This is a genomic window from Epilithonimonas pallida (assembly GCF_900182975.1).
Taxonomy (GTDB): Bacteria; Bacteroidota; Bacteroidia; order Flavobacteriales; family Weeksellaceae; genus Epilithonimonas; species Epilithonimonas pallida.
The window spans coordinates 98,273-121,832 of sequence record NZ_FXUO01000001.1 but is presented as its reverse complement, the minus strand read 5'-3'; the positions used below and the strand labels follow the sequence as shown (position 1 = coordinate 121,832).

Below are 23,560 nucleotides of genomic sequence, written 5' to 3'. Positions count from 1 at the left end.
ATGAGCATCTCAATCATTGGTGGCGGAATTGGCGGATTAACTTTAGGGAATTTTCTAAAGCAGCAAGACATCGATTTCAAAATCTATGAAAGTGCACCGGAAATCAAACCAATTGGCGCTGGAATTGCAATGGCAGGCAATGCAATGCAGATTTTTGACAAACTCGGGCTGAGAGAAAAAATTGAGAATGCGGGAACCAAAATGCATGCTCTGATCATTACGGACAAAAATCTGAAGACCATTTCGAAAACCGATGTTCTGAAACTTGAAAGTAAATATAATGTTTGCAACATTGCCATTCACAGAGCGGATTTACAGAGAATCTTGAGCGAAAATATCTCAGAACGCATTATTCTGAATAAACGGCTTTCGAAAATTGAGAAAAGAGAAAATTATCATTTAACTTTTGAAGATAGGACAGAAATTGAAAGCGAAATTGTTTTTGGAGCTGACGGTGTAAAATCTTTGGTTCGAAATCAAATTTTAAAATCAGGCGAAATCCGAAATGCCGGACAGAAATGCTGGCGCGGAATTCTACAAACCGAAATCCCTGAAAAATACAATCACAACGCTTACGAAATGTGGGGAACAGGTAAACGCTTTGGTTTTGTGAGGGTCAGAGAAAATACCCTGTATTGGTACGCTTTGGTGAATGAGAAATTTTATTCTAAAGATATTGATCTGTTGGAGGAGTTCAGAGATTTTCATCCTGATATCCTGGAAATGATTGCTAAAACTTCCAAAGCAAATATTATTTTCAATGACATTATTGACATCAAGCCAATGAATCACTGGTCAGCAGAAAATCTCTGCCTGATTGGTGATGCTGCACACGCCACGACGCCGAATATGGGACAAGGCGGCTGTCAGGCTGTTGAAGACGCTTATATTTTATCAAAACTTTTAGAAATTGAAAAAGACTGGAACAAAGTTTTTCATCAATTTGAAAAAATCAGGAAAAATAAAGTTTATCACATTGTGAACACAAGCTGGACAATCGGAAAGATTGCGCAATGGGAAAATTTTACGGGAGTCAGGAATTTTATTTTCAGAATGATCCCGGAATCAGTGAACCAGAAACAGATGGAGAAGATTATGAAATTGGAAATTTAGTGTTTAGGTCTTCGAGAGCTTCAGACTGACAAAATTATTTAGTATTATAAAACAGTATCTACTCTTCTTCTTTTTTAAGACTTTCTATTAAGCCTTCCAACTCTTTTATTTTATCTTTTAGGTTTTTGATGTCATTCTTGTTATTCGTGACTTTGCTTTTCAGCATTACAGTTCTTGCGCGTTCACTGTGGTCATCTTCGTCTTCGTCTTCACTGATTTCCTCAACATCTTCCTGAATTTCTTCTACGTCTTCCTGGATCTCTTCAATATCTTCCTGGATTTCATCGATATCTTCCTGGATCTCATCAATATCTTCCTGGATTTCATTGACATCTTCTTTCAAATCTTCAATATGTTCAGAACTTTTATTCACTGACATCTGAATGAAAATCGCCAAATAAATCGCCTCCAAAGAAACAACGGTTGTCAAAACCAATAACATATGCTCAAATTCAACAATATTGAAAATCGGCAACGCAAAACAAACAATGAAAAATATCGTATGAAAAATCAACGACTGGATAGAACCGACCCACCAAATGATCCCATTGGCTATTTTTTCTAAAACAGAAAGTTTTTCTTGATTTTCTTCGGTAAGTCTCATTGAAAAATTTTGATAAAAATAAGGCTTTTATATCGATTTGCAAAAGCAATTAATACATCAAAGGATATCTGAAAGTGCAGAATCCAGGTTATTATATTTGAAATTAAATCCAGAATTCTCAATTTTTTCTGAAGAAATGCGACTTCCTTCCAACGCCAAAACCGACATTTCACCCAGAACAGTTTTTATAACGAATTTTGGAACGTTAGGGAGGAACAATTTTTTATTAAGATGTGAAGCCAGTTTTTTGGTGAGAATTTCGTTAGTTACAAAATCCGGAGCAGATGCATTGTAAGCCCCATTCATAGACACATCCTCTACCGCTTTGAAATAAATATTCACCAAATCATCAATATGAATCCAGGGAAAATATTGCTGACCAGTCCCTAAAGGTGCTCCCAGGTTGAAATCTACAGGTTTTCTAAAAGTATCCAAAGCACCTCCTTTTTCAGAAAGTACCGTTGCTGTTCTGATTCTCACTACCCTGCTTCCAAGATTCTGAAACTGTAAGGCTTTCAATTCCCAATCCGCACAAACATTACCAAGGAAATCTTGTGCCGGTAAATCTTCTTCTGAAAAAATATATTCAGACGTCACTTGTCCATAATAGCCAACCGCAGACGCAGAAATTACAGCCTCCGGATGGATATCTTTTTCAAACATTCTCTCATAAATAAACTGAGCGGAATCCACTCTGCTTCTATAAATTTCTTTTTTGTAAGGATTTGTCCAGCGTTTGCTAATGGGAGCACCTGCCAAATGAATGAAAATATAAGTATTATCCAGCGCACATTCTTCCAAAAACTGATTCTCATAATCCCAAACATAGGATTTGAAATTTGTTTTTTCTTTTTTTGAACGAACCAAAATCTCCACCTTATATCCACGTTCGTATAATTTCTTGGAGAGTTTTTTACCAACCAGTCCGGTTGCGCCACTAATAAGAATTTTTTTCATTAGTTATTATTTTGTCTGCTAAAACAAAAACGATTCCAATGAAAAACTAATAGGTATTAAATTTGGGAAAACTGATAATTTGCATAGGAAATCATAACAATCTGATCCTGTCATCCAGAATTTCGATCGCTTTATCCTTATAAAGACTTCCGATTGCTTTTTTAAAGTTTTTCTTACTCATCTGCAATTCATCTTTGATTTCTTCCGGAGACGATTTGTCAGAAAGATAAAGCAAACCATAGCTATCTTGCAGTTTGTCCAGAACTTTCTGTTTGAATTCGTCTACATTTTCAAAGCCTTGAGGCTGAAGTGTCACATCAATTTTGCCATCTTCACGAATGGTTTTGATATATCCCGTTTCTTCCGACAAAGGATATAACTTTTTGAAAACATCAGAAGCATAAATTAATCCGATATATTTTTTGTTAATAACAACATTCCAACCTAATTCTGATTCGTTCATCATGATCAGATCCACTTTATCTCCATTCTTGAAAGGAAGCTCATCATATTGCGGATTGCGTTTGAATTTGGTTGTGCCGGTAATCAATCCTGTTGCCTCGTCGATATAAACATAAACCAGATATCGCTTGCCTTCCACAATCTTGGACTTCTGCTGTTTATAAGGAATAAAAAGGTCTTTGATAATCCCCCAATCCATAAAAGCCCCGCTTGGAAGACTTTGTACACAAGTCATCACCGCAAATTCTCCTATTTCAGCATTGGCTTTTTCTGTCGTTGCTTTAAGGGTTCCTTCTTCCTGGTAAATAAAAACATCTACTTCTGTTCCAATTTCCCAGCTATCTTCTGCAAAAACTTTCTGAATAAAAGCTTTTTCCTGATTTTCGTCTCTTAGAATAAAACCAGAAGATATTTTTTCAGAAATAATAAGAGAATTAGTTTGTCCGGGCTTCATAGGATTTAATTTCCTGCAAAAGTAGATAAACTTTTTTAATTCGGTCTTTTACGAAAGATTTCGTCACCGAAACACATTTTCAAAAATATTAGAGCAACTTCGGTTAACTTGATGACTATAAGGTTATTTATTTTAGACATAGTTTTTTATTGAATTTTGACTGAATAGCATTTTTGATATTTCCGAATTAAGTACTGCCTCTATCAAAAAAAAGAAAGAGGCAGTGTATAAGTGCTGAGAATGAATGTTTAATAAAATTAATTATGAAGATCAGTCTTACCAGCTAGTACCATCTTTTACCGGTGGGTCCGGATCAACTGGTCTTTGAGCTTTTGCAGCCACAGTATCAGCTGTAACACCACCTTTATTAAAAGTCAACTTTTCCTGGGAAGTTGGGTTAACATCTAAATCAGAAGTTACATCATCTTGTCTACAAGAAACAAAGTTTAGAGATACAAGAGCAATTGCTAAGATTGAAATGAATTTTTTCATATAGAGTAATAATTTTTTATAAATTTTTGAAAAACTTTCTGTTCGTTTTCTGTGACGAAATTATATTCTAATTTTGACCCATGAAAGCATTTATGGTCTTGATTTTGAAATCAAGACGTCCTAATTCAGAAATTGAGACAAATATAAAAATTTGAAAATCAATGTATTAAAGTTAAAAATATCATTTTCTAACTCATAATCTTTTTTTATAAAATATTTCTCAATAATATTTAGGATTTCCGTATTTTTGTGGACACAAATGATGAAGTTTAAAAATTTGAAATGAAAAATTTTTTCTTTATCATATTGATCCTTTCCTGCGGATTTGTTTTTTCAAAAGACAAAGGCCCAATGAGCTATGAAAATTACAGGAAAGGATATGAAAACTATTCCGAGAATGACACCCGTGCATTTTCTTACATAAATCCTTACATAAAAAAAGCAAAAACCGAAAAAAAATACCCTGAGCTATTCCAGGCATATCGCGACGCGGTTTTTTATTCAAAGTCATGGGATAAAAAATTAATTTATGCTGACAGCTGTCTGGATGCTGCTTATAAATCATCCAGCGATGACAGAATTTCTACTGCTTATGTCCTGAAAGGCAGTATCTATTATGCAAAAATGAAAAAATACAAGCCTGCTTTGGATGAATATCTAATGGCTTATAAATATTCTAAAAATACAGGTGATAACTATCTTAAAAATAAGGTTTCCTATCACTTAGGCGTTGTAAAAAATTATTTGGGATATAATGAAGAGGCTTTGGAGCTATTCAAAGAATGTGTTGCCTATTTTGAGACGGAATCCAATAATACAAAATCTCATAAGTTCCAGATTTTCAACAATACAAAAGGTTATCTTAACAGTCTTCATCAGATGATTATCTGCTACAGAAACCTGAAAAATTATGCAAAAGTAGACTCTCTTACCAATATCGGATTACTCAAGACCTTTAATGAGCCGGATTTTTCCCAGGAAAGAGGTTATTTTTTGAAAGCTAAAGGATTATCAGAATATTCTAATAATAAATATGATTCTGCTATTGATTACCTAACACAATCTTTGGATCTTATAAAAGAAGATTTCGCCTGGAAATCAGTGGATTATTTTTATATTGGAAAAAGTTACCTGGCTCTCAAGAATGAAAACTTAGCCATATCTAATTTCAAAAAAATTGATTCCATTTTTTCTAAGCAAGATTTTATTCTTCCGGAGCTTAGGGAAAATTACGAGATTCTCATCAATCATTACAAAGGAAAGAATGATGCTAAGCAGCAATTATTTTACACAACGCAATTATTAAAAGCTGACAGCATTATTTCCCGGGATTTTGCTTATCTATCGCCTAAAGTCCACAGAGAATATGATACAAATGCTTTATTGGAAGAAAAAGGAAAATTAGAAAAGGCTAATATATGGAGCAGTGTTTTTATAACTTTTCTGGCTTTTTTAGCCGCATTCCTGATTTTTACTTTATATAAAAAATTCAAAAAAGAAAAGGATATTCTCCAAAAATATTTTTTGCTGCAGGAAAAATTACAAAATCATAATTATACCCGTCCTGAAAATATTGTTCCAACAGTCAGTTCCGTAAATCACGATGACAAAAAAACTCATATTGCGGAAACAATAAAAGAAGAATTATTATATAAACTCAAAATATTTGAGGAGAAAAAACAGTTCACACAGAAAGGTCTTACCATTCAGAAGCTTGCCATTCAACTGGATACCAATTCAAACTATCTTTCTCATGTCATCAATGAGCACAAAGGAATGAATTTCAACAAATACCTGGGCGACTTGAGAATCAGACACATAACCAAATTATTGTTCGAAAAGAATGTTTATCTCAATTATACGATTGATACGTTGGCAAAAGAATGTGGTATAGCTTCCAGACAGAACTTCTCTGATCTTTTCTTTGAAATCAATGGAATCAGACCTACAGATTTTATCAGAAACAGAAAAAAGGAGCTTGATAATTCTAATTATCAAGCTATGGGAAATATACCTGGTCTGATATCGGAGAATTAATAGTATCTAATTTAAAAATTCTTCGATTTTTAATGTTTGCTGTTCTCCGGTTTGCAAATTCTTTACGGTAACTGATTGACTTTTGATTTCTTCTCCTCCAAGAAAAACAAGATTTTCTATGCCTTTTTTCTCTGCGTAAGTAAATTGTTTTTTCAGTTTGGAAGCTTCGGGATATAGTTCTGCGGAAATATTTTTTGCTCTTAATTCCGAAATCAGTTTCAAAGCTTCGATGGATTCGGCTTCTCCGTAGTTGGCGAAAAGGTATTTGACATTGTTCTCAGAATCCTCAGGAAAAACGCCTAATTCTTCCATTACGAGATAAATCCTGTCCAAACCAAAAGAAATACCAATTCCCGGAATATCTTTTACGCCGAAAACTTCCGTCAGATTGTCATAACGACCGCCACCACCTATAGAACCCATTACGACTTCATCGGCCTTAACCTCAAAAATAGCGCCTGTATAATAATCCAAACCTCTGGCTAAAGTGATATCAAAAACAAGATTCTGAGAATCGATGCCGAGATTCAAAGCATTAGTAATAACAAATTCCAATTCTTCAACACCTTTCAGTCCGATTTCGTTTCCAGCGAATTTTTCTTTAAGATTAAGAAGATTTTCCAAAGCATCAGTCGTTTGATTGAAAAGAAAATCCAATTTGAAAATCGCTTCCTCAGAAATGCCTTTTTCCTGCATTTCTTTTACAACGCCATCTTTTCCAATTTTATCAAGCTTGTCCAACGCAACGGTAAAATCAATCAATTGATTGGCAATTCCGGCATATTCGGCTAATCCGGAAAGAATTTTTCTGTTGTTGATGTGAATCGAAACGGATAATTTCAAATCCTGGAATGATTTAAAATACAACTGTAACAATTCCACTTCCTGCCAAAGACTGGTACTTCCTACAACATCCGCATCACATTGATAAAACTCTCGAAATCTCCCTTTTTGAGGTCTGTCAGCTCTCCAAACCGGCTGAATCTGATAGCGCTTAAAAGGAAAAGCCAATTGTCCGTGATTCATAGCTACAAAACGAGCGAATGGAACCGTTAAGTCATAGCGGAGTGCCTTGTCAGATATAGTTGCAATGCTTGATTTACTATCTAATACAACTGTATTATAAAATCCTAGTAAAAATAAATATTTAAGTCTATCATAAATTTCCTTTACCTGCTTATTTTCTTTTGATAATTCAAAGGATTCGTATCCGTTATGAACGATAAAATCCCTTAGCTTTTCTAAGCTACTAATTTGATTTTCATTATTAAAAAAGGAATTAAAATAATTTATATCATATTTTCTTTTGAAATTGTGAAAAGAAAAATTATTTGATGCATTATAAACTGCTTCATTTAAAAAATAATCAAAGTCGTTTAACAGTTCAAATATTTCCTCCTGACTATTTCTTTTATTTCTAAAAAAATCTCCTGATTCCAAAATTTTAAAAATCAATCTATCACCTTCCTCGCCATATTTTCCTGTCAAAGTTGAAAGATTTTCGAAACTTGGCGTTTCCAAAGGCTGGAATCCAAACAATTCAAAATTCTTCTGTAATGTATTGATGATGTATTTTCTCCTGGAAACTTCTTTCGCAGTAAAATCTCTGGTTCCTTTTGCTAAGCTCGGCTTCATTATATAAAATAAATGATGATTGATAAATGTTAAATCGACTGCAAAAATAAGAATAATCAAACAAAGGTTTCTAAAATCAGAAATAACTTATAGGAAAAATTCGGGCATTTTTATATTTTTAAGAATTATTTTGAACTTAAAAACACAACAATAATTAATGCATACACTTTTACCTTTTTTGCTTGCTATGGTTGCGGCCATTGTTTTGCTTACCATTTTGGCCAATAAGCTGAGAATCGCCTACCCTATTTTGCTGGTGGTTGCCGGCTTACTCATCAGTTTTGTTCCCGGTTTGCCAATGGTGAGAGTAGACCCGGACCTTATATTTTTCATTTTCTTACCACCTTTACTGTTCGAAGCAGCTTGGAGCATTTCTTTCAAAGAAATGAAAAAATGGTGGCGAATCATCGGCAGTTTCGCATTTTTGGTCGTTTTTTTTACGGCATTGTCAGTAGCTATTTTCGCCAATCATTTTATTCCCGGCTTCACCATCGGATTGGGATTTCTTTTGGGCGGAATTGTCTCGCCTCCTGATGCTGTTAGTACGGGTGCTATTACCAAATTTGTCAAAATTCCAAAATCAACATCAGCAATTCTTGAGGGCGAAAGTCTCCTGAACGATGCTTCTTCATTAATTATTTTCCGATTTGCACTGATTGCTGTCGGGACTGGACAATTTATCTGGCAGGAAGCAGCTACCAGCTTTGTATGGATGGTCATCGGCGGCGCTGGAATCGGATTGGTTTTGGGTTGGTTATTCGTTCAGATTCACAAATTACTGGATACAGAACCTGCTTCTGATGTCGCATTGACATTGATTGAACCTTATTTTATGTATCTCGCTGCAGAATTACTCCACAGTTCCGGCGTTTTGGCGGTAGTTGCCGGCGGATTGTATATGTCCTCCAAACGTTTGATTTTTCTTAACAGCGCCAGTAGAATCAAAGGTTACAGCGTTTGGGAAAGCTTTGTTTTTATTCTCAACGGCGTCGTGTTTTTGCTGATAGGATTGGAACTTCCGGAGATTGTGGACGGCATCCGTTCCGAGGGTGTTCAGGTAAGAACGGCAGTTGGTTATAGCATTTTGGTGACAGCTGTTTTGATTTTGGCCAGAATTATCAGTGCTTATGCGGCTTTGGTGGCAACGATTATTTTCCGTCCCAGTGTCATTCCTAATGCTTCATCCAGACGCAGACGTTATCTGATGCCATTACTTCTCGGTTGGACGGGAATGCGTGGTGTGGTTTCACTGGCTGCTGCTTTGGCTATTCCGGTGACTTTAAATGGCGAAGCATTTCCGCACAGAAATTTAATTTTATTCATCACATTTATTGTCATTTTATTGACCTTAGTGATTCAGGGGCTTACCTTGCCTGTGCTAATTCAAAGAACAGGTTTGTTTGGCGGAATTTACAATGAAGATGACGAATTGGAAACCAGGCGAAAAATCAAGCACGGATTGCGACACCATATCTATGACAAATTGAAATATAAGTATGACAAATTGAAATATAAGTATGACAATGGTCTGAATGGAAATCCGGGATTTGAAAGGATTATGAAACATTGGGAAGAAAAAATCAATGCGAATGACGACAGCTGGATGAGCAATGAATCGAAAGAAATATTTTACGAACTTCTTGAAAACCAAAGAGAATATCTGACAGAACTGAATCAAGATCCGAAAATTGATGAGGAAATCATCCGTCAGCAATTGTACCAGATTGATTTGGAAGAGGAACGAATTAAGAGCATCTAAAAAAATATAATATGAAAATCATTCAAATTCTGATAACAGCATTATTTGTTTCTGTAATTACAATTGCCTGTAACAATTGTGATTCGAAGGACAATTCGACTAATGAACAATTCGTAAAGAAATATTTCCAACTGTTCAACCAACATCAATGGAAAGCGCTCTCTGAACTTTACGTGGAAAACGCAGAATTTAAAGATCCAAGTTTCGGAATCGGAATTGTAAAGCAAAGCCGACAAGAATTTGTCAAGAAATATTCGGAGTTAACCGAAATCTTTCCTGACCTGAAAGATGAGATCAAAACAATTTATGTATCTGGCAATAACAATGTCATTGTTGAATTTGTTTCGACAGGAACTGCGCCGGATAATTCCAAATTTGAATTGCCGATTTGTACAATTTTCACCATTGAGAATGGAAAAATTACCAAAGATTTTACTTATTACGATAATTTTGACGAAAATAAATAATGAGCCTTTTTGACGACCAATTCGACATCATAGAAAACATTCTGCCCTACGATGGAACAACTTCTTACTATGGAAAAATATTTTCTGAGGAAGAAGCGAACAACTATTTCAACAAATTAATGACCGAAGTTGAATGGAAAAGTGATGAAGCAGTCATCTTCGGAAAATTGATTGAAACCAAAAGAAAAGTGGCTTGGTACGGTAATGAGGAATTCAGTTATACTTATTCCGGAAGAACAAAAACAGCGTTGCCCTGGAACAAAACTCTTCTTGAAATTAAAGAAAAAATTGAAAACGTAAGTGGCGAAACTTTTAATTCCTGTTTACTGAATCTCTATCAAGACGGATCCGAAGGAATGGCTTATCACAGTGACGGCGAAAAGGATTTGAAAGATAATGGCGCAATTAGTTCCGTGAGTTTTGGTGCAGAGCGAAAATTCAATTTCAAACATAAAACTACGAAAGAATTAGTTTCATTGATTCTAGAAAACGGAAGCCTGCTGATGATGAAAGATACAACACAAAAATTCTGGCTTCACAGATTACCAACGACCACAAAAATCATCAAACCGAGAATCAGTCTGACTTTCCGGACAATTGATAAGTCTAAATAACCGGCTTATATTTTCTGATAAATGCGATACAAAGCAACAACCCGATTCCTGCTAAACCAGCACCAACCAACGAAGGATAATTATATGACAAACCGAATTCCAAAGGTAAACCACCAAAGAAAGCACCTAGTGAATTTCCCACATTGAACGCCGCCTGCATAAAAGCCGCCGCCATCATTTCCGAGTTTTTGGCAGAACGCAGCATTATAATATTAACCGGTGTTCCCACAGCCATAGATAAAGCACCACAGACAAAAGTCAGAACCAATGAAACCGACTGGTTTTCTGAAAAGAAGAAAACACCAATCAGAGCCAGAATCATCGCACTAAGCAAAATTGCCGCAGCTAAAGCCGGTCGCATTTTGTCAGCCATTATACCGCCAAGAAAATTCCCGACTACCATTCCGGCGCCGGCTAAAACCATAATGTAAGCGATAAAATCCGTTTCGAATCTGGAAACATTAGTCATCAAAGGTGTGATATAGCTGAACCACGCAAACAAACCTCCAAACCCGATTCCGGTAATTGCGATGATGTGCCAGGCTTTTGCAGATTTGAAAAACTCCAGCTCGTCTCTGAGTGTTGTTGTGCGCAGGCTGTCCATATAAGGCAAAAGGAATTTTAAACTAATCAACGTTAAAAGTCCTAAAACAGAAACAACACCGAATGCATAACGCCAGCTTAGCTGATGCCCCAACCAGGTTACAAACGGAACCATTGCCAGGTTGGCCAATGTTAATCCGGTGAACATCATGGCGATGCTTTGCGCTTGTTTGCCGGGTTTTGCCAATCTTGTTGCCACCACAGTTCCGACTCCGAAAAAAGCCCCGTGTGGAAGCCCTGAGAAGAATCTCACAACCATCATGGTATAATAATCATTGACCAGTGCGGACAATGCGTTGAAAATCACAAATGCAATCATCAGGAATGCCAGAATTTTCTTCGGTGGAAATTTGGCCGCATAAGCAATTAAAACGGGAGCCCCGACAACAACGCCGAATGCATAAGACGAAATCAAATGTCCGGCCTGTGGGATTGATATGTTCAGGGATTTTGCAACGTCCGGCAATAGGCCCATAATCACAAACTCTGTAGTTCCAATTCCTAATGCGCCCAAAGCCAACGGAAATATTCTTTTATCCATTTTGCAAAAGTCTTGTTTTTACCAATCATTTTCAAGTTTTTGAGATATAAAATCTATAATGATAAGATTGATTTAAACAATAGTTTAAATTCCGTTAATAAACAAGAATTTTTTACCAAAGAATTGTAACCTAATTTTATTAGAGCACTTTACTTAGAATTTGAGACTGTGCATACAAGAAGTTAAAAACGTGAAACTTTCTGCGAGCCATTAAAACTAAGAAGGGAAATAGCAGTATCAAAATAAAGAAAGATTAATGTTATTGTTGGTTAAATTTGATTCCCATTAGCTTTTTTCTGTTATTTTTGTATTAGTAAAACCAAAATGTTAAACAGGATTCTCACTTTTCCATTTGTGATAATGATAAAATTTTATCAGTATTGTATCTCGCCTTGGCTAGGGAAAAACTGCAGATACGACCCAACCTGTTCACATTATACTTTGGAAGCGCTGAAAGTTCATGGACTTTTCAAAGGAAGCTGGCTTGCAATCAAAAGAATCAGTAGCTGTCACCCTTGGGGTGGTGAAGGTTATGATCCGGTTCCGCCAAAACAACATTAAAATAATCAATCAATGAACAATATTTTTCTTAGATTTTATCTAATCCTTTTTGCAGTAATTTTCCAGTTATTTTCTTCTCAAACCTCTTCCATTGGTCTTTCCGATGGAACTCTTAAAATCAATAACCAAGAAGATCTGGCTGTAAAAATTTTTGCAACTCAAAGCAGCAATGAGCTTTATCAACAAGCTTCTAAAAACATTCCGAATGAATTGATTATACTGAATGAAGATAATGTCAAGGCGGAATCTGCAGAACATTTGGCGAGTATTCAGAATATTTTAGAAACATTCAAGACTAACAAATTCCAGTTTCTGGATAAAAATTTCAAGCCGGTAGAATCTGTTTTTGAACAGAAAAACATTGAGAATTTTAAATATCTTCTGAAATCTGATAAGATTCTGAAATCAACCGACAATACTGAACTGGAAACCCAATTCAAAATCTGGGATCCGATGAAAGGAATTCCTCTTGGTCCTGTAATGCTGCATTTCTATAGCCTGATGTTCATTTTTGCATTTGGGCTTGGTTATGTAATCATGGCAAAAATTTTTAAGATTGATGGTGTTGATGAAAAATTCCTGGAGCCTCTTTTCACCTGGACTTTAATAGGAACTATACTTGGTGCAAGATTGGGACATGTTATTTTCTATCAGCCGGAATTGTTTAAAGAAGATTTTTTCAGTGTTTTCTTGCCTATCAGTACCAAAGGTGGTTTGCATTTTACAGGATTTTCCGGTCTGGCTAGTCACGGTGCAACGATTGCTTTGATTTTTACCACGTTATATTACAGTTTTAAAATTATTAAGAAAAATCCGTTTTGGGTCTATGACAGAATCGGAATTGTAGTGGCTTTAGGTGGTGCTTTTGTGAGAATGGGAAATTTTTTCAATTCGGAAATCATCGGAAAGCCGGTTGACCCAAGCTCTCCATTTGCGATTCTTTTCCCACAGCAGAGTTCCGAATATGGTGTGACGATTCCGCGTTATCCAAGCCAATTATTTGAAGCCGTTGGCTATTTCTGTTTGTTTGTACTATTATGGTTTCTTTATCGTAAGACCGACAAAAAGTATCAGCAAGGCTGGTTATTTGGATTGTTTTTTATCATTCTTTGGGCGGTAAGATTCTTTGTAGAATTCCTGAAAGAACCGCAGGGTGATGAATTCATCCAATTTGCCGGACTGAATACAGGTCAGGTTTTGAGCATACCGTTTATGATTGCAGGATTCCTGATTATGATTTATTCTAAGAAATTCAAACTTCCGAAAGAGGAAGCCGTTGCATAAAATCAAACTCCCGATTTAGTCGGGAGTTTTTTGTTTTATAATAATTGGATTTCTTTTACAAAATCTTCTATCATCTCATCAGAAATTGCCCAAGAAGTGATCAATCGGATTGCAGAATTTTCTTGATCCATCTTTTTCCAAACATAAAAATCAAAATTTTCTGATAATTTTTCGATTTGAGAATTGGTTAAGATTGGAAAAATCTGATTGGTGAATGTATCGGATAAAAATTGGAAACCTTTGTTCTGAAAAGCAGATTTGATTTTCATCGCCTGAACGTTGGAATGTTTTGCCAAATCGAAATACAAATCATTTTTCATCAATTCCAAAAACTGAATGCCCAACAATCTGCCTTTCGCCAACATCGCTCCTTTTTGCTTGATATGGAATCCGAATTCTTCTCCCAGTTTGTCATTGGTAATGACAATCGCTTCGCCCAATAGAGCACCATTTTTTGTTCCACCTAGATAGAAAACATCTGTCAGCTTAGCAATATCTTCCAATGTCAAATCATTGATATCGGAAGTTAAAGCTTGTCCCAATCTTGCGCCATCCATGAAAAGATACAAATCATTGGCTTTGCAAAATGCTGATAATTCTTGCAATTCTTTCTTGGTGTAGATCGTCCCAACCTCCGTAGAATTCGAAATGTAAACTAATTTTTGCTTGACTTGATGAGGCTTATTCGTATGCGTATCCAAAACCAATTGGATGTGCTCTGGCTTTAGTTTTCCATCTTCTGTAACAAGCCCGTGAACTTTGTGTCCGGTTGCTTCAATTGCGCCTGTTTCGTTGGTAAAAATATGACCTGTTTCCGCAGAAACAACACTCTCGTGGGGACGAAGAACCGAAGAAATGATTAATAGATTAGCTTGCGTTCCACCACTCACAAAATGAATATCTGCGTTTGGATAATTCATTTTTTGCTTGATTAATGCTCTGGCTTCTGCAGAATAATCATCGTAACCGTAACCATTTTGCTGAACGAGGTTAGTTTTGATTAATGCTTCTAATATATTAGGATGGCAACCTTCCGAATAATCATTTTTAAAGGAATATTTCTTCATTATTTCTTCTTCTTTTCTAGATATCAAAGGTATTGATTTATCAATTAAAATTAAATTGTTAGAATAAAATATAATCCCTTCTAACTTTTTCTTATCTTTGAAATATGAATTCTTTGACAGAAGAAAATTATCTGAAAGCGCTTTATCATCTTGTGAATGAGAATGATGAAGTTTCTGTGAATGATCTGAGCCGACAGCTTAACATCAAAATGCCGTCTGTGAATAGTATGATTAAAAAGTTTGCGGACAAAAACTGGGTAAAATATGAATCATACAAACCTATCAGATTGACGGAATCCGGGAAAAAAGAGGCTTCGCTCATTGTAAGAAAACACAGGTTGACAGAGATGTTCCTAGTAGAAAAAATGGGATTTGGCTGGGAGAATGTTCACGAAATTGCTGAACAATTGGAACACATCCATTCGGAACTATTTTTTGATAAAATGGACGAAATCCTGAATTATCCAAAAGTGGATCCTCACGGTGAACCAATCCCTGACAAAGACGGTAATGTAATACAGCCCGATTTGAAAAAATTGAGCAAGTGTAAAGAAAACGAAACAGTAGAATTAGCCTCCGTAACGACTTCTTCTGAAGAATTTCTTAACTTCCTTAATAAAAGAAATCTAAGTCTTGGAACAGAAATCAAGGTTTTGCTAAAGGAAGAATTTGACCAGTCTATGAAGGTTTTTTACAATAATCAGGAAGAGAATTTCAGCAAAACGGTTTGTGACAGATTGCTGGTGAAATAAAAAAAGAGACTTAAAATTTAAGTCTCTTTTTTATGCTTAGTTGAACATATCTTTTACTTTTTCGAAGAATGTCTTTTCCTTTCCGGTTGGTTCGGCATTCATATCGCCACTTTCCAGCTGACTTTGAAAGAATTCTTTTTGTTCTTTTGTCAGTTTTTGTGGTGTCCATACGTTGATATGAACAAACATATCGCCTTTTCCGCCGTAACCTTCAATATTAGGAAGACCTTTTCCAGCCAATCTAAGGATTTTACCGGACTGTGTCCCTTCATCTACTTTGATTTTCACTTTTCCACCAACCACATTGATTTCTTTCGAAGTGCCCAAAGCAGCTTCCGCAAACGAAATATATAACTCCTGATGAAGGTTGTCACCTTCTCTTTTGATGAGTTTATCCACCTCTTCCTCTACTACAACCAAAAGATCACCGGGAGTTCCTCCAAGCGGCGCATCGTTTCCTTTTCCTCTCACATTCAGTTGGATGCCGTCTCTTGCCCCAGCAGGAATATTGATGGTGATTTCTTCCTCTTCTTTGATAAGGCCTTGTGCATTAGCTCCGGAAGGAATCTTGTCAGCCACTTTTCCAACACCCTGACAAGTGCCACAAGTGGTTTGTGTTTGCATTTGTCCGAACATCGTGTTCATTACTTTTACCTGAACACCGCTTCCCTGGCAAGTAGGACAGGTTTTAGAAGTAACACCTGCAGCCAATTTCATCTTTTTAACTTTAACGGTTTTCTGTGTCCCGTTAATCATCTCTTCAAGATTCAGCTTGATACGGATTCTCAGGTTGGAGCCGCGAGATTGCTGTTGTCTTTGACCACCGCCAAAGCCTCCACCAAAATGTCCACCAAAGATATCGCCGAACTGGCTAAAAATATCCTCCATATTCATTCCGCCACCAAAACCACCAAAGCCGCCGCCTGCTGCACCGCCCATTCCGGCATGTCCAAACTGGTCATACCTTGCCCTTTTGTTGTCATCGCTCAGTACTTCATAAGCCTCGGCCGCTTCTTTGAATTTTTCTTCTGCATCTTTATCACCTGGGTTTTTGTCCGGGTGATATTTGATTGCCATTTTTCTGTAGGCTTTCTTGATTTCCTCCGTACTGGCCGATTTGGATATTTCTAAAACTTCGTAATAATCTCGCTTACTCATAATTGATGATTGATATATGTTGATTGGCCCGCAATCTATTATCTAATACCTTTTTTTTCTAAATTCTTAAATTAATTACCCGTTACAACTTTAGCAAATCTGATAACTTTGTCGTGCAACTGATAACCTGTTTCTATAACATCAACGATTTTGCCTTTGAATTCAGGGCTTGGGGCTGGGATTTGCGTAATAGCTTCGTGAAAATCTACATTAAAATCGTCACCTGGATTCACTTCGATTGGCTTAAGACCTTTCTCAATCAATTTGTTTCTGAATTTCTGATAGATAAGTTCAACACCTTTAAGATCTGCTTCATTGCCATTTTTAGCAATTTCCTTCAAAGCTCTTTCGAAATCATCTAACACACCCAGCATAGACGTCATCAAATCTTTTGAAGCATACAGATAGAACTCGTTCTTTTCTTTAAGAGTTCTTTTTTTATAATTTTCGAACTCTGCATACAAACGGATATATCTGTCTTTTTCTTCTGCCAAAAGTTCTTCTGCAGACTGCTGTTGTGACACATTTTCCTGATTATCCTGTTCAGATGATTCAGTATTCTGCGTGTTTGTATCCAGGTTTTCCTCGTGTATATCTTTGTTTTCTTCCATTATCGATTAATTTATAGGAACTGTTTTTCAATTCCTTTGCCAATTCGGATTTTTTGACAATTAGGCAGAATTTCAGCGGAAAAGTTTTTATTTAAATGATAAATGAGACTTTATTCTGCAGGCAAAAGTTCATAGAAATAAGATACAATATCATTTCTTTCTCTCTATAATAGAATTGCGGAATTTAATATCATCCAAAACCCAATTCAGGATTTTATCTTCAGAATCTGATAAATTCTCGAATTCCGGATCCACTAAAAAGTTTGGAATCACGCCCCTGCTTTGATTTTCGAATTCAATATTAGGACGAATTAAAAAGAGGCCTATTGGCAGAGACAATTTAGAATGAGGTAAAGTGACTGTATTGTTAACACCTGCAACAGTTCCGTCATTAGCTCCGCCCGTTTCTTCACCCACAATTACCGCTCTTTTTTCATATTTTAGTTTTGCTGATATAATGGATGAAGCGGAAAAACTGGCACCATTAATCAAGACATAAATCTTACCTTTAAAAGCATTAGACCTAGGTTTTGTGGAACGAGAAGCAAACTCCCGGAAATAATAGTGATCTTCTTTTTTGGATGATAAGAGGTAATTACCTGCCAAAAAGAACGGATAACCAAAAGCACTAAAAACTGAAGAAAAAACAGTCTGACCACGGAAATAATTCTGATACATCCCGGAAGTTCTGGAAGTCATTTCCGGAGGCTTTATCAATGTAAATTCTTTATCTGTAAGGTAAGAATACAGCGTATTGATCTCTGAAAGTGAACCGCCCAGATTATCCCTGATATCCAGAATCAAATACTTTGATTTTGCGTGATTAATTTTTTCAAAAGTTTCTTTATAAAACTTTTTTGCCAGAGTTGCAGAGAATGTTTTCACTTTTATATATGCCACACTGCTGTCCGGACTCATGAACTTAAAGCTTCTGTTATAAGTTTTGGAATTAGCATCATAATCCTGAACTTTTTGCAGTGTTGTTATTTTTGGCTGTACCCTATCTACAATAACTTCCTTTTCGGTTTTTTTCTGTCTTTTAATAGAAACATTTTCAAGCTTGTTATTGTATCTGGTTACTAATTTCGCGCTATCCAGATAGCCGTTTTCCAATGTATAATAATTGAAAAACGAGAGATTCATAAAATATTTTTGAAAAGTCTGGTTCTTTCCATCGGAACTGTAAAGTTTCCTGTATTTTTTTATTAAATCAGAGACATTTTCATTATTGATTTTGATAATCTCCGTTCCCTTTTTGATTTGGCCAACATCTTCTTTATTTTCTACCACAAACATCTTATCATCCAGAATCCTGTAATCCAACAAAGCAAAAAGAGGCTTCTTTGTTTTGAATGCTTTTTGTTCAGCTTTGGTATATTGCCTTGGAATTGCCCTCAATCTCAAATGACCTTCGTTCACACTTGCAATGACGGGTGATAATTGGAAATAGAACTCGTTAGGCGTCAAAGGTTTTGACAAACTGTTTTTGAGGCTGTCAAACTTGTAATCCAGTTCTTCTTTTGTAATGTACCAATAGAGATTTGGATGAAAGCGTTGCAATTTGCTATAAGCAAAATCGACATCTGCTTTCAGTTGTGAAACAGAAATTTTCTTTTCAAGGAAAAGATTGTTTTTCTTAACGGATTGGCAAGAAAAAATGATGCTTAATACAAAAAGAATAACCGTTCTCTTCATCTGAGATAAAAGTATGATTTTTACATCAGAAAATCAGTATTGTAAGGAAATTTAACATATTCTAACATAGATGTGGTTTTGATTTTGTTACTGAATCACAAATTAAAAAAGACATGAAAAACATAATCATTGCAGCATCTGTATTTCTGGTTTCCCAGTTTTCATTTGCACAGACAAAAGATGTAGCAGCCTTCACTTCGCTTAAAGTGTTTGACAAAATACCTGTAGAATTAGTTTCATCTACTTCTTATAAAGCTGAATTAAGTGGGACTAAAGCAGATGATGTCGAATTGGTAAATTCCGGTAACGAGCTAAGAGTTAGAATGAAACCTACAAAATTATTGCAAGGTGATGATGTCAAAGTAGTTATTTATTATAAGGACATCAATCAGATCCAGGCAAGCCAAGGTGCAAGAATAAGTTCAAATGATACCGTAAAATTTTCCAAACTGGAAGTAACATCAAATGAAGGTTCTCAAATTGACCTCAATATCAATGCTAAAGTCTTGGAAGGAAAAGTGAATACCGGAGGATTATTGAAACTTTCCGGTGGTGCGGAATCTCAAACCGTAGTCGTGAATACCGGCGGACAATATGAAGGACAAAACCTAAAAACAGAAATTACCAAAATCACTACCAATGCAGGAGGAAACGCTTCTGTGAACGCAACGGTTTCTGTAGATGCAACAACCAGAGCCGGCGGCGTAATAGATGTTTATGGAAATCCGAAAACCAGAAATGATAAAAAAGTAGTCGGAGGCAAAATCAACTACCATTAACAGTTTGATCTGTCTTATAAAAGTAAAACTCCCGAATCGCGGGAGTTTTTTATTTTTTTCTTTTGGATGATTGTCTGATATGAAGTGTCGGCGTTAAAACCAGTTTTTTCTCTATACTGATTCCCGATGAATTATCTTTGATACTTTCCAGAAAAACATTCCCTGAAATTTTCCCCATCAAAACCGGTGTTTGATCTACAGAACTTATTGACAATTCCATAAATTGAGTAAACGGCTCATTACTAAAGCCAATCACACCAATATCTTCCGGGATTTTAATTTTCAGATTTTTGATTTCTTTGCAGGCGCCCAATGCCGTAAAATCACTGGCAGAAAAAATTGCGTCCGGTTTCACTTTGCGTTTCCATAAGCTTTTCATCGCACTGATTCCTTCTTCAATCGAACTTCCTGTATTAATAATATTTTCCTTAATCACGGGCAGTTTATAATCTTTCAGTGCATCGAGATAGCCATTGAGACGATTCTGATAGATTTCAAGATTTTGATCTCCCGCAAAATGGCAAATATTCTTATAACCCTGCTGAATCAAATGTTCCGTAGCCTGATAAGCACCCTTATGGTCATCAATTGTAATCGTACTGATTCCCGGGATATCTTTCTTCCTATCAAAAAATATAATCGGTGTATTGGTCGTACTAAGAATTTTTTTGACATACTCCATATCAGACGTATTTCTGGAAATCGAAATAAAAATACAATCTACCTGAGTATGCAATAATGTATTCAGTTGTTTTTTTTCAATCGCAGCATCATCGTGACTTTGGCAAATAATCACACGATAACCGTGAGGAGACAACTCTTCTTCCAGGCCTCTGATGACGGATGAGAAGAAATTGGTATTAATATAAGGCACAATAACACCTACGGTTTTTGTCTCGCCGCTTTTGAGTGCCTTTGCAAGATTATTTTGCTTATAATTCATTTCCTTAGCTGCAGCCGCAACCAATTCCTTGGTTTCCTGACTGATTCTTGGATGGTTGTTTAGCGCCCTGGAAACAGTCGCCACACTCACATTCAGTTTTTTGGAAATGTCATAGATGGTCGTGTTTTTTTTCGTCATATATTCTTATGAATATTCGGTTGTTGTAAATATATAAAATAATACGTGTCACAACTGCTTTTCGGAACCAAAATCTTCTTTAATTGCTTTTTCAGTCCTGCAAATCAGAATTTTTCAACTTATAAAAAGCCGCCTCACCGAAATGAAGACGGCTTCTATTATGAGATTAAGTTGTTTTATTTCTTAACCAACTTTCCTGTTGATTCTCCTGAGTTTGTTTTCAGATTATAAAAATAAATTCCTGTTCTCAAATCTTTTGTATCAATTGTTAATTGTTTCAAACCTTTTTTCTGATTACTTCTAATGGTTTTGACAACTCTTCCGTTAACATCATAAAATGTAAGATTAACATCAGAATTAGATTTCAAATCAAATGCAATCGTAACCTTATCCGTAAAAGGATTTGGATATACTAAAAGCTTGTTATCTTTTACATCATTGACAGCCAAAGTTTCGAAATCGATATTAACAGCTGCGTCCGGCATCCAATCAAAAACGAAAGACGGATCTGTATCTTTTTTGAAGACATTAGAAATTGTATAAACCTGAGAATCGGTTTCTGTTAAAACGACTCCTCCATTAGCTCTTTGTGCTAATCTGTCAGGTGTTGCTCCTGCTCCTGTATTGCCATATTCTACAAATGTCACAGGAATTGTTCCGTTAATAGGGGTTGTCCAACCAGTAGGATTCAGCATAGAAGGTGTTTCGCATCGTATGAAAGCGGACTTTGGCGTATTCTGCCAAGCTCTTCCGAAATGGAAATTGCTGATAATTGTTCCGTTAAAATCCGCTGTTCCAGCTGCAGGCACTGTCAAATTGCAATCCAGAAATACAAATCCAAACTTAGTGGTAGCTTCTGTTGAAGGCGCTGTTACAACACTATTATTACGATTAATGTAAGTTGTACAATGATCAAAAACAACAGTCTGGCGTCCGAATATGAAATCCACATTACCTTCGATATAACAATTTTTGAAATAAGCTCTTCCAATGCTGTTTCCCAGATATGTATCCTGATAACCCAAAATTTTACAATCATAAAAAGCCTGTCTGTCACCTTGCGTTTTAAGAGCAACAGCCTGGGTTGATGAATTGATCTGTGTATTTGCTGTTGAATTAACGAATGTATTGGCAATAGTAATTTTAGAAGCTGTAAAATCACTTCCGAAAACAGCCATAGTCTGAGAAAGAGAAGTTCCGTAAGCGATTCCTGTATCAGGGTTGATATCACCAGCAGAGATATTATTGGTAATAACCGTTGTATCCGCATTATCCCCAATCAGGAATACATTACTCTTATTAGATAAAAGTGTTGGTCTTTCTGTATAAGTTCCCGGTTTGATGTGGATGATCCACCTTCCCGTATAATTATCAGGAACCGCATCAAAAGCTGCCTGAACAGTGGTATAATCCCCAGAGCCGTCTTTAGCTATTGTTTTGATCACATCCGGCTCTGTAGCTTTTGTGGTAACTGTAGCTTGTGAACCATAAGAAGTTCCTGCAGCGTTGGTTGCAAATGTTCTTACATAATATAATGTAGAAGATGCAACACCGTAAGCATAAGACGAAAATGTCCCAAGTCCTGTTCCTGTAGAAATTTTGGTGGCGTTGTCAATTGTTGGGTTTGCGGATGTCGAATAAACAATTCCTCTGTCAGTCACATTGGCACCGCCCCAGTCTGTAACGTTTCCTGAAACTACAAATGACTTGTTCGTTACCTGAGACTGTGAAGTTGTTGTGACAGTCGGTGCGACAATATTCGCTAAAGTGGTAAAGCTGACCTGACTGCCGTAAGATGTTCCAGCAGAATTGGTTGCATACGCACGAACATAATACGTGGTTGAAGGCAAAAGCCCTGACAAATTACTCGTGTATGAGCCAGAGGTTGCATTTTCAGTTGTTTTAGAATCTGCAGTTGTCGGGTTTTCATTGGTACTGTAAACAACACCACTTGCTGTTACTGCGCCACCGCCGTTGCTGGATATCGTTCCGCCTGTTACTGCTGTTGTTGTAGAGATTGAGGTCATCGCTGTTGTAGAAACGGTTGCAGGATTGGCAACAGAACCTTCCATTGTTCCGGAGATTTTAATATTTCTTAATCCGAATTGCTTATTCGTTGCAGCTGAAGCTAGATATGGGTAAAATCTCACATACATCTTTTGGGTTCCGGAAAGTACAACCGCCGTAGATAGTGTTACACTGAGAGCCGATGAACCGTTATTAGGTAATTTTGTTGCAGCCTGAATCGAAACCGGGTTAGAAAAATCAGAATTCAAACTGTAAAAAGCCTGGTAATACATATTTCCTGTTCCGGCAGCTCCAACCAATCCTTCAATTTTATTAACTGTGAAAGTTCCGCTGTTGGTTGGCTTAACGTCCAACTGAATATAAACCGACGAATTAATAGTATTGATGTTGCCTGTTGCTGTCCAGCTATTGTTGCTGCTTGTTCCTTCCCAAAATACGACATTGCTGTCCGTTACAGAATCTCCGGTAAAATCAATTTTTGTATTGACATTATAAGATACAGTTGAAGGATAACTGAGTGTAGATTCCAGATTACCTTCCAAGGATTTTGTAGTAACATCTGTAATCAAAGGCCAGTTAACAGAAGCCGGAGTTGCTTCAAATATTTTCGGATATTTTGTAGTTTCCGTTGTATTCTTATTTTCTTTTATTGATGAAGAATGCTTTTTTGCATCATCATTGACAGAATCTGAAAAAAAAGATATGCTCTTTCCGATCCCAAAAATCGTAGCTGTACCGAAAAGTACAATTGGTAAGATTAGATTTTTTTTCATTAGTAATTAAAGTTAGTAGTTAAGTTAGTATTT

General features: G+C 36.2%; 21 protein-coding genes. 9 read left to right on the top strand and 12 right to left on the bottom strand.

Features of this window, described 5'->3' with window-relative positions; all coding sequences use genetic code 11:
- The gene (locus tag QOL71_RS00490; RefSeq protein ID WP_283415053.1) at nt 1-1,113 is read left to right on the top strand and encodes an FAD-dependent monooxygenase; all 1,113 of its coding nucleotides are present in this window, start codon (nt 1-3) and stop codon (nt 1,111-1,113) included.
- Between the two features lie 58 nt (nt 1,114-1,171).
- Here the strand turns inward: QOL71_RS00490 and QOL71_RS00485 are convergent, their stop codons facing one another.
- From QOL71_RS00485 to QOL71_RS00470, 4 genes are all read right to left on the bottom strand, one after another.
- Nucleotides 1,172-1,717 (bottom strand): DUF1003 domain-containing protein, encoded by a 546-nt coding sequence (locus QOL71_RS00485; protein WP_283415052.1) that lies wholly within the window; start codon nt 1,715-1,717, stop codon nt 1,172-1,174.
- Nucleotides 1,718-1,774: 57 nt separating this feature from the next.
- Nucleotides 1,775-2,674: a TIGR01777 family oxidoreductase gene (locus QOL71_RS00480; RefSeq protein WP_283415051.1), complete on the bottom strand. Its 900-nt coding sequence runs from the start codon at nt 2,672-2,674 to the stop codon at nt 1,775-1,777.
- A 91-nt stretch (nt 2,675-2,765) separates the two neighbouring features.
- Nucleotides 2,766-3,590: a CvfB family protein gene (locus QOL71_RS00475; protein WP_283415050.1), complete on the bottom strand. Its 825-nt coding sequence runs from the start codon at nt 3,588-3,590 to the stop codon at nt 2,766-2,768.
- Between the two features lie 276 nt (nt 3,591-3,866).
- On the bottom strand, nt 3,867-4,082 hold the full coding sequence (locus tag QOL71_RS00470) for a hypothetical protein (protein WP_283415049.1): 216 nt from the start codon (nt 4,080-4,082) through the stop codon (nt 3,867-3,869).
- A gap of 282 nt (nt 4,083-4,364) precedes the next feature.
- Between QOL71_RS00470 and QOL71_RS00465 the strand changes: the two genes are divergently transcribed.
- Entirely contained in the window at nt 4,365-6,119 is a 1,755-nt protein-coding gene (locus tag QOL71_RS00465; protein WP_283415048.1) for a helix-turn-helix domain-containing protein, read from the top strand.
- A gap of 6 nt (nt 6,120-6,125) precedes the next feature.
- Here QOL71_RS00465 and hisS read toward each other — a convergent pair whose 3' ends face one another.
- The gene (gene hisS / locus QOL71_RS00460) at nt 6,126-7,754 is read right to left on the bottom strand and encodes a histidine--tRNA ligase (protein WP_283415047.1); all 1,629 of its coding nucleotides are present in this window, start codon (nt 7,752-7,754) and stop codon (nt 6,126-6,128) included.
- Between the two features lie 157 nt (nt 7,755-7,911).
- Between hisS and QOL71_RS00455 the strand changes: the two genes are divergently transcribed.
- The 3 genes from QOL71_RS00455 to QOL71_RS00445 are packed head-to-tail and all read left to right on the top strand — an operon-like array spanning nt 7,912 to nt 10,594.
- Nucleotides 7,912-9,513 carry a Na+/H+ antiporter gene (locus tag QOL71_RS00455; protein ID WP_283415046.1) on the top strand — a complete coding sequence of 534 codons (1,602 nt, stop codon included), beginning with the start codon at nt 7,912-7,914 and terminating at the stop codon, nt 9,511-9,513.
- An 11-nt stretch (nt 9,514-9,524) separates the two neighbouring features.
- Complete coding sequence (locus tag QOL71_RS00450; RefSeq protein ID WP_283415045.1) at nt 9,525-9,980, top strand: nuclear transport factor 2 family protein; 456 nt, start codon at nt 9,525-9,527, stop codon at nt 9,978-9,980.
- Complete coding sequence (locus QOL71_RS00445; protein ID WP_283415044.1) at nt 9,980-10,594, top strand: alpha-ketoglutarate-dependent dioxygenase AlkB family protein; 615 nt, start codon at nt 9,980-9,982, stop codon at nt 10,592-10,594. Before QOL71_RS00450 ends, QOL71_RS00445 begins: the two co-directional genes overlap by 1 nt.
- On the opposite strand, the gene QOL71_RS00440 is transcribed toward QOL71_RS00445, so the two are convergent.
- Nucleotides 10,587-11,738, bottom strand: coding sequence for an MFS transporter (locus tag QOL71_RS00440; protein WP_283415043.1), 1,152 nt, complete (start codon nt 11,736-11,738; stop codon nt 10,587-10,589). The two genes, QOL71_RS00445 and QOL71_RS00440, sit on opposite strands and share 8 nt — an antisense overlap.
- A 324-nt stretch (nt 11,739-12,062) precedes the next feature.
- Between QOL71_RS00440 and yidD the strand changes: the two genes are divergently transcribed.
- Nucleotides 12,063-12,299 (top strand): membrane protein insertion efficiency factor YidD, encoded by a 237-nt coding sequence (gene yidD, locus QOL71_RS00435; protein WP_283415042.1) that lies wholly within the window; start codon nt 12,063-12,065, stop codon nt 12,297-12,299.
- 453 nt (nt 12,300-12,752) lie between these two features.
- Nucleotides 12,753-13,583 carry a prolipoprotein diacylglyceryl transferase gene (lgt, locus tag QOL71_RS00430; RefSeq protein ID WP_346772090.1) on the top strand — a complete coding sequence of 277 codons (831 nt, stop codon included), beginning with the start codon at nt 12,753-12,755 and terminating at the stop codon, nt 13,581-13,583.
- Nucleotides 13,584-13,618: 35 nt separating this feature from the next.
- Here lgt and QOL71_RS00425 read toward each other — a convergent pair whose 3' ends face one another.
- Nucleotides 13,619-14,650: a threonine aldolase family protein gene (locus tag QOL71_RS00425; protein WP_283415040.1), complete on the bottom strand. Its 1,032-nt coding sequence runs from the start codon at nt 14,648-14,650 to the stop codon at nt 13,619-13,621.
- A gap of 104 nt (nt 14,651-14,754) precedes the next feature.
- Here QOL71_RS00425 and QOL71_RS00420 point away from each other — a divergent pair, with 104 nt between their 5' ends.
- Entirely contained in the window at nt 14,755-15,402 is a 648-nt protein-coding gene (locus tag QOL71_RS00420; protein ID WP_283415039.1) for a metal-dependent transcriptional regulator, read from the top strand.
- A 36-nt stretch (nt 15,403-15,438) separates the two neighbouring features.
- Here the strand turns inward: QOL71_RS00420 and dnaJ are convergent, their stop codons facing one another.
- The 3 genes from dnaJ to QOL71_RS00405 all read right to left on the bottom strand — a co-directional run bounded on the left by dnaJ (nt 15,439) and on the right by QOL71_RS00405 (nt 18,866).
- Nucleotides 15,439-16,560, bottom strand: coding sequence for a molecular chaperone DnaJ (gene dnaJ / locus QOL71_RS00415; RefSeq protein ID WP_283415038.1), 1,122 nt, complete (start codon nt 16,558-16,560; stop codon nt 15,439-15,441).
- Nucleotides 16,561-16,631: 71 nt separating this feature from the next.
- Nucleotides 16,632-17,171, bottom strand: coding sequence for a nucleotide exchange factor GrpE (locus QOL71_RS00410; protein WP_283415037.1), 540 nt, complete (start codon nt 17,169-17,171; stop codon nt 16,632-16,634).
- A gap of 150 nt (nt 17,172-17,321) precedes the next feature.
- Nucleotides 17,322-18,866 (bottom strand): S41 family peptidase, encoded by a 1,545-nt coding sequence (locus QOL71_RS00405; protein ID WP_283415036.1) that lies wholly within the window; start codon nt 18,864-18,866, stop codon nt 17,322-17,324.
- A 113-nt stretch (nt 18,867-18,979) separates the two neighbouring features.
- Here QOL71_RS00405 and QOL71_RS00400 point away from each other — a divergent pair, with 113 nt between their 5' ends.
- Nucleotides 18,980-19,645 carry a head GIN domain-containing protein gene (locus QOL71_RS00400; RefSeq protein WP_283415035.1) on the top strand — a complete coding sequence of 222 codons (666 nt, stop codon included), beginning with the start codon at nt 18,980-18,982 and terminating at the stop codon, nt 19,643-19,645.
- A gap of 49 nt (nt 19,646-19,694) precedes the next feature.
- Here the strand turns inward: QOL71_RS00400 and QOL71_RS00395 are convergent, their stop codons facing one another.
- A complete protein-coding gene (locus QOL71_RS00395; protein WP_283415034.1) occupies nt 19,695-20,726 on the bottom strand; it encodes a LacI family DNA-binding transcriptional regulator in 1,032 nt (343 codons plus the stop codon).
- Between the two features lie 176 nt (nt 20,727-20,902).
- The gene (locus tag QOL71_RS00390) at nt 20,903-23,527 is read right to left on the bottom strand and encodes a pectinesterase family protein (protein WP_283415033.1); all 2,625 of its coding nucleotides are present in this window, start codon (nt 23,525-23,527) and stop codon (nt 20,903-20,905) included.
- Between the last annotated feature and the right edge of the window lie 33 nt (nt 23,528-23,560).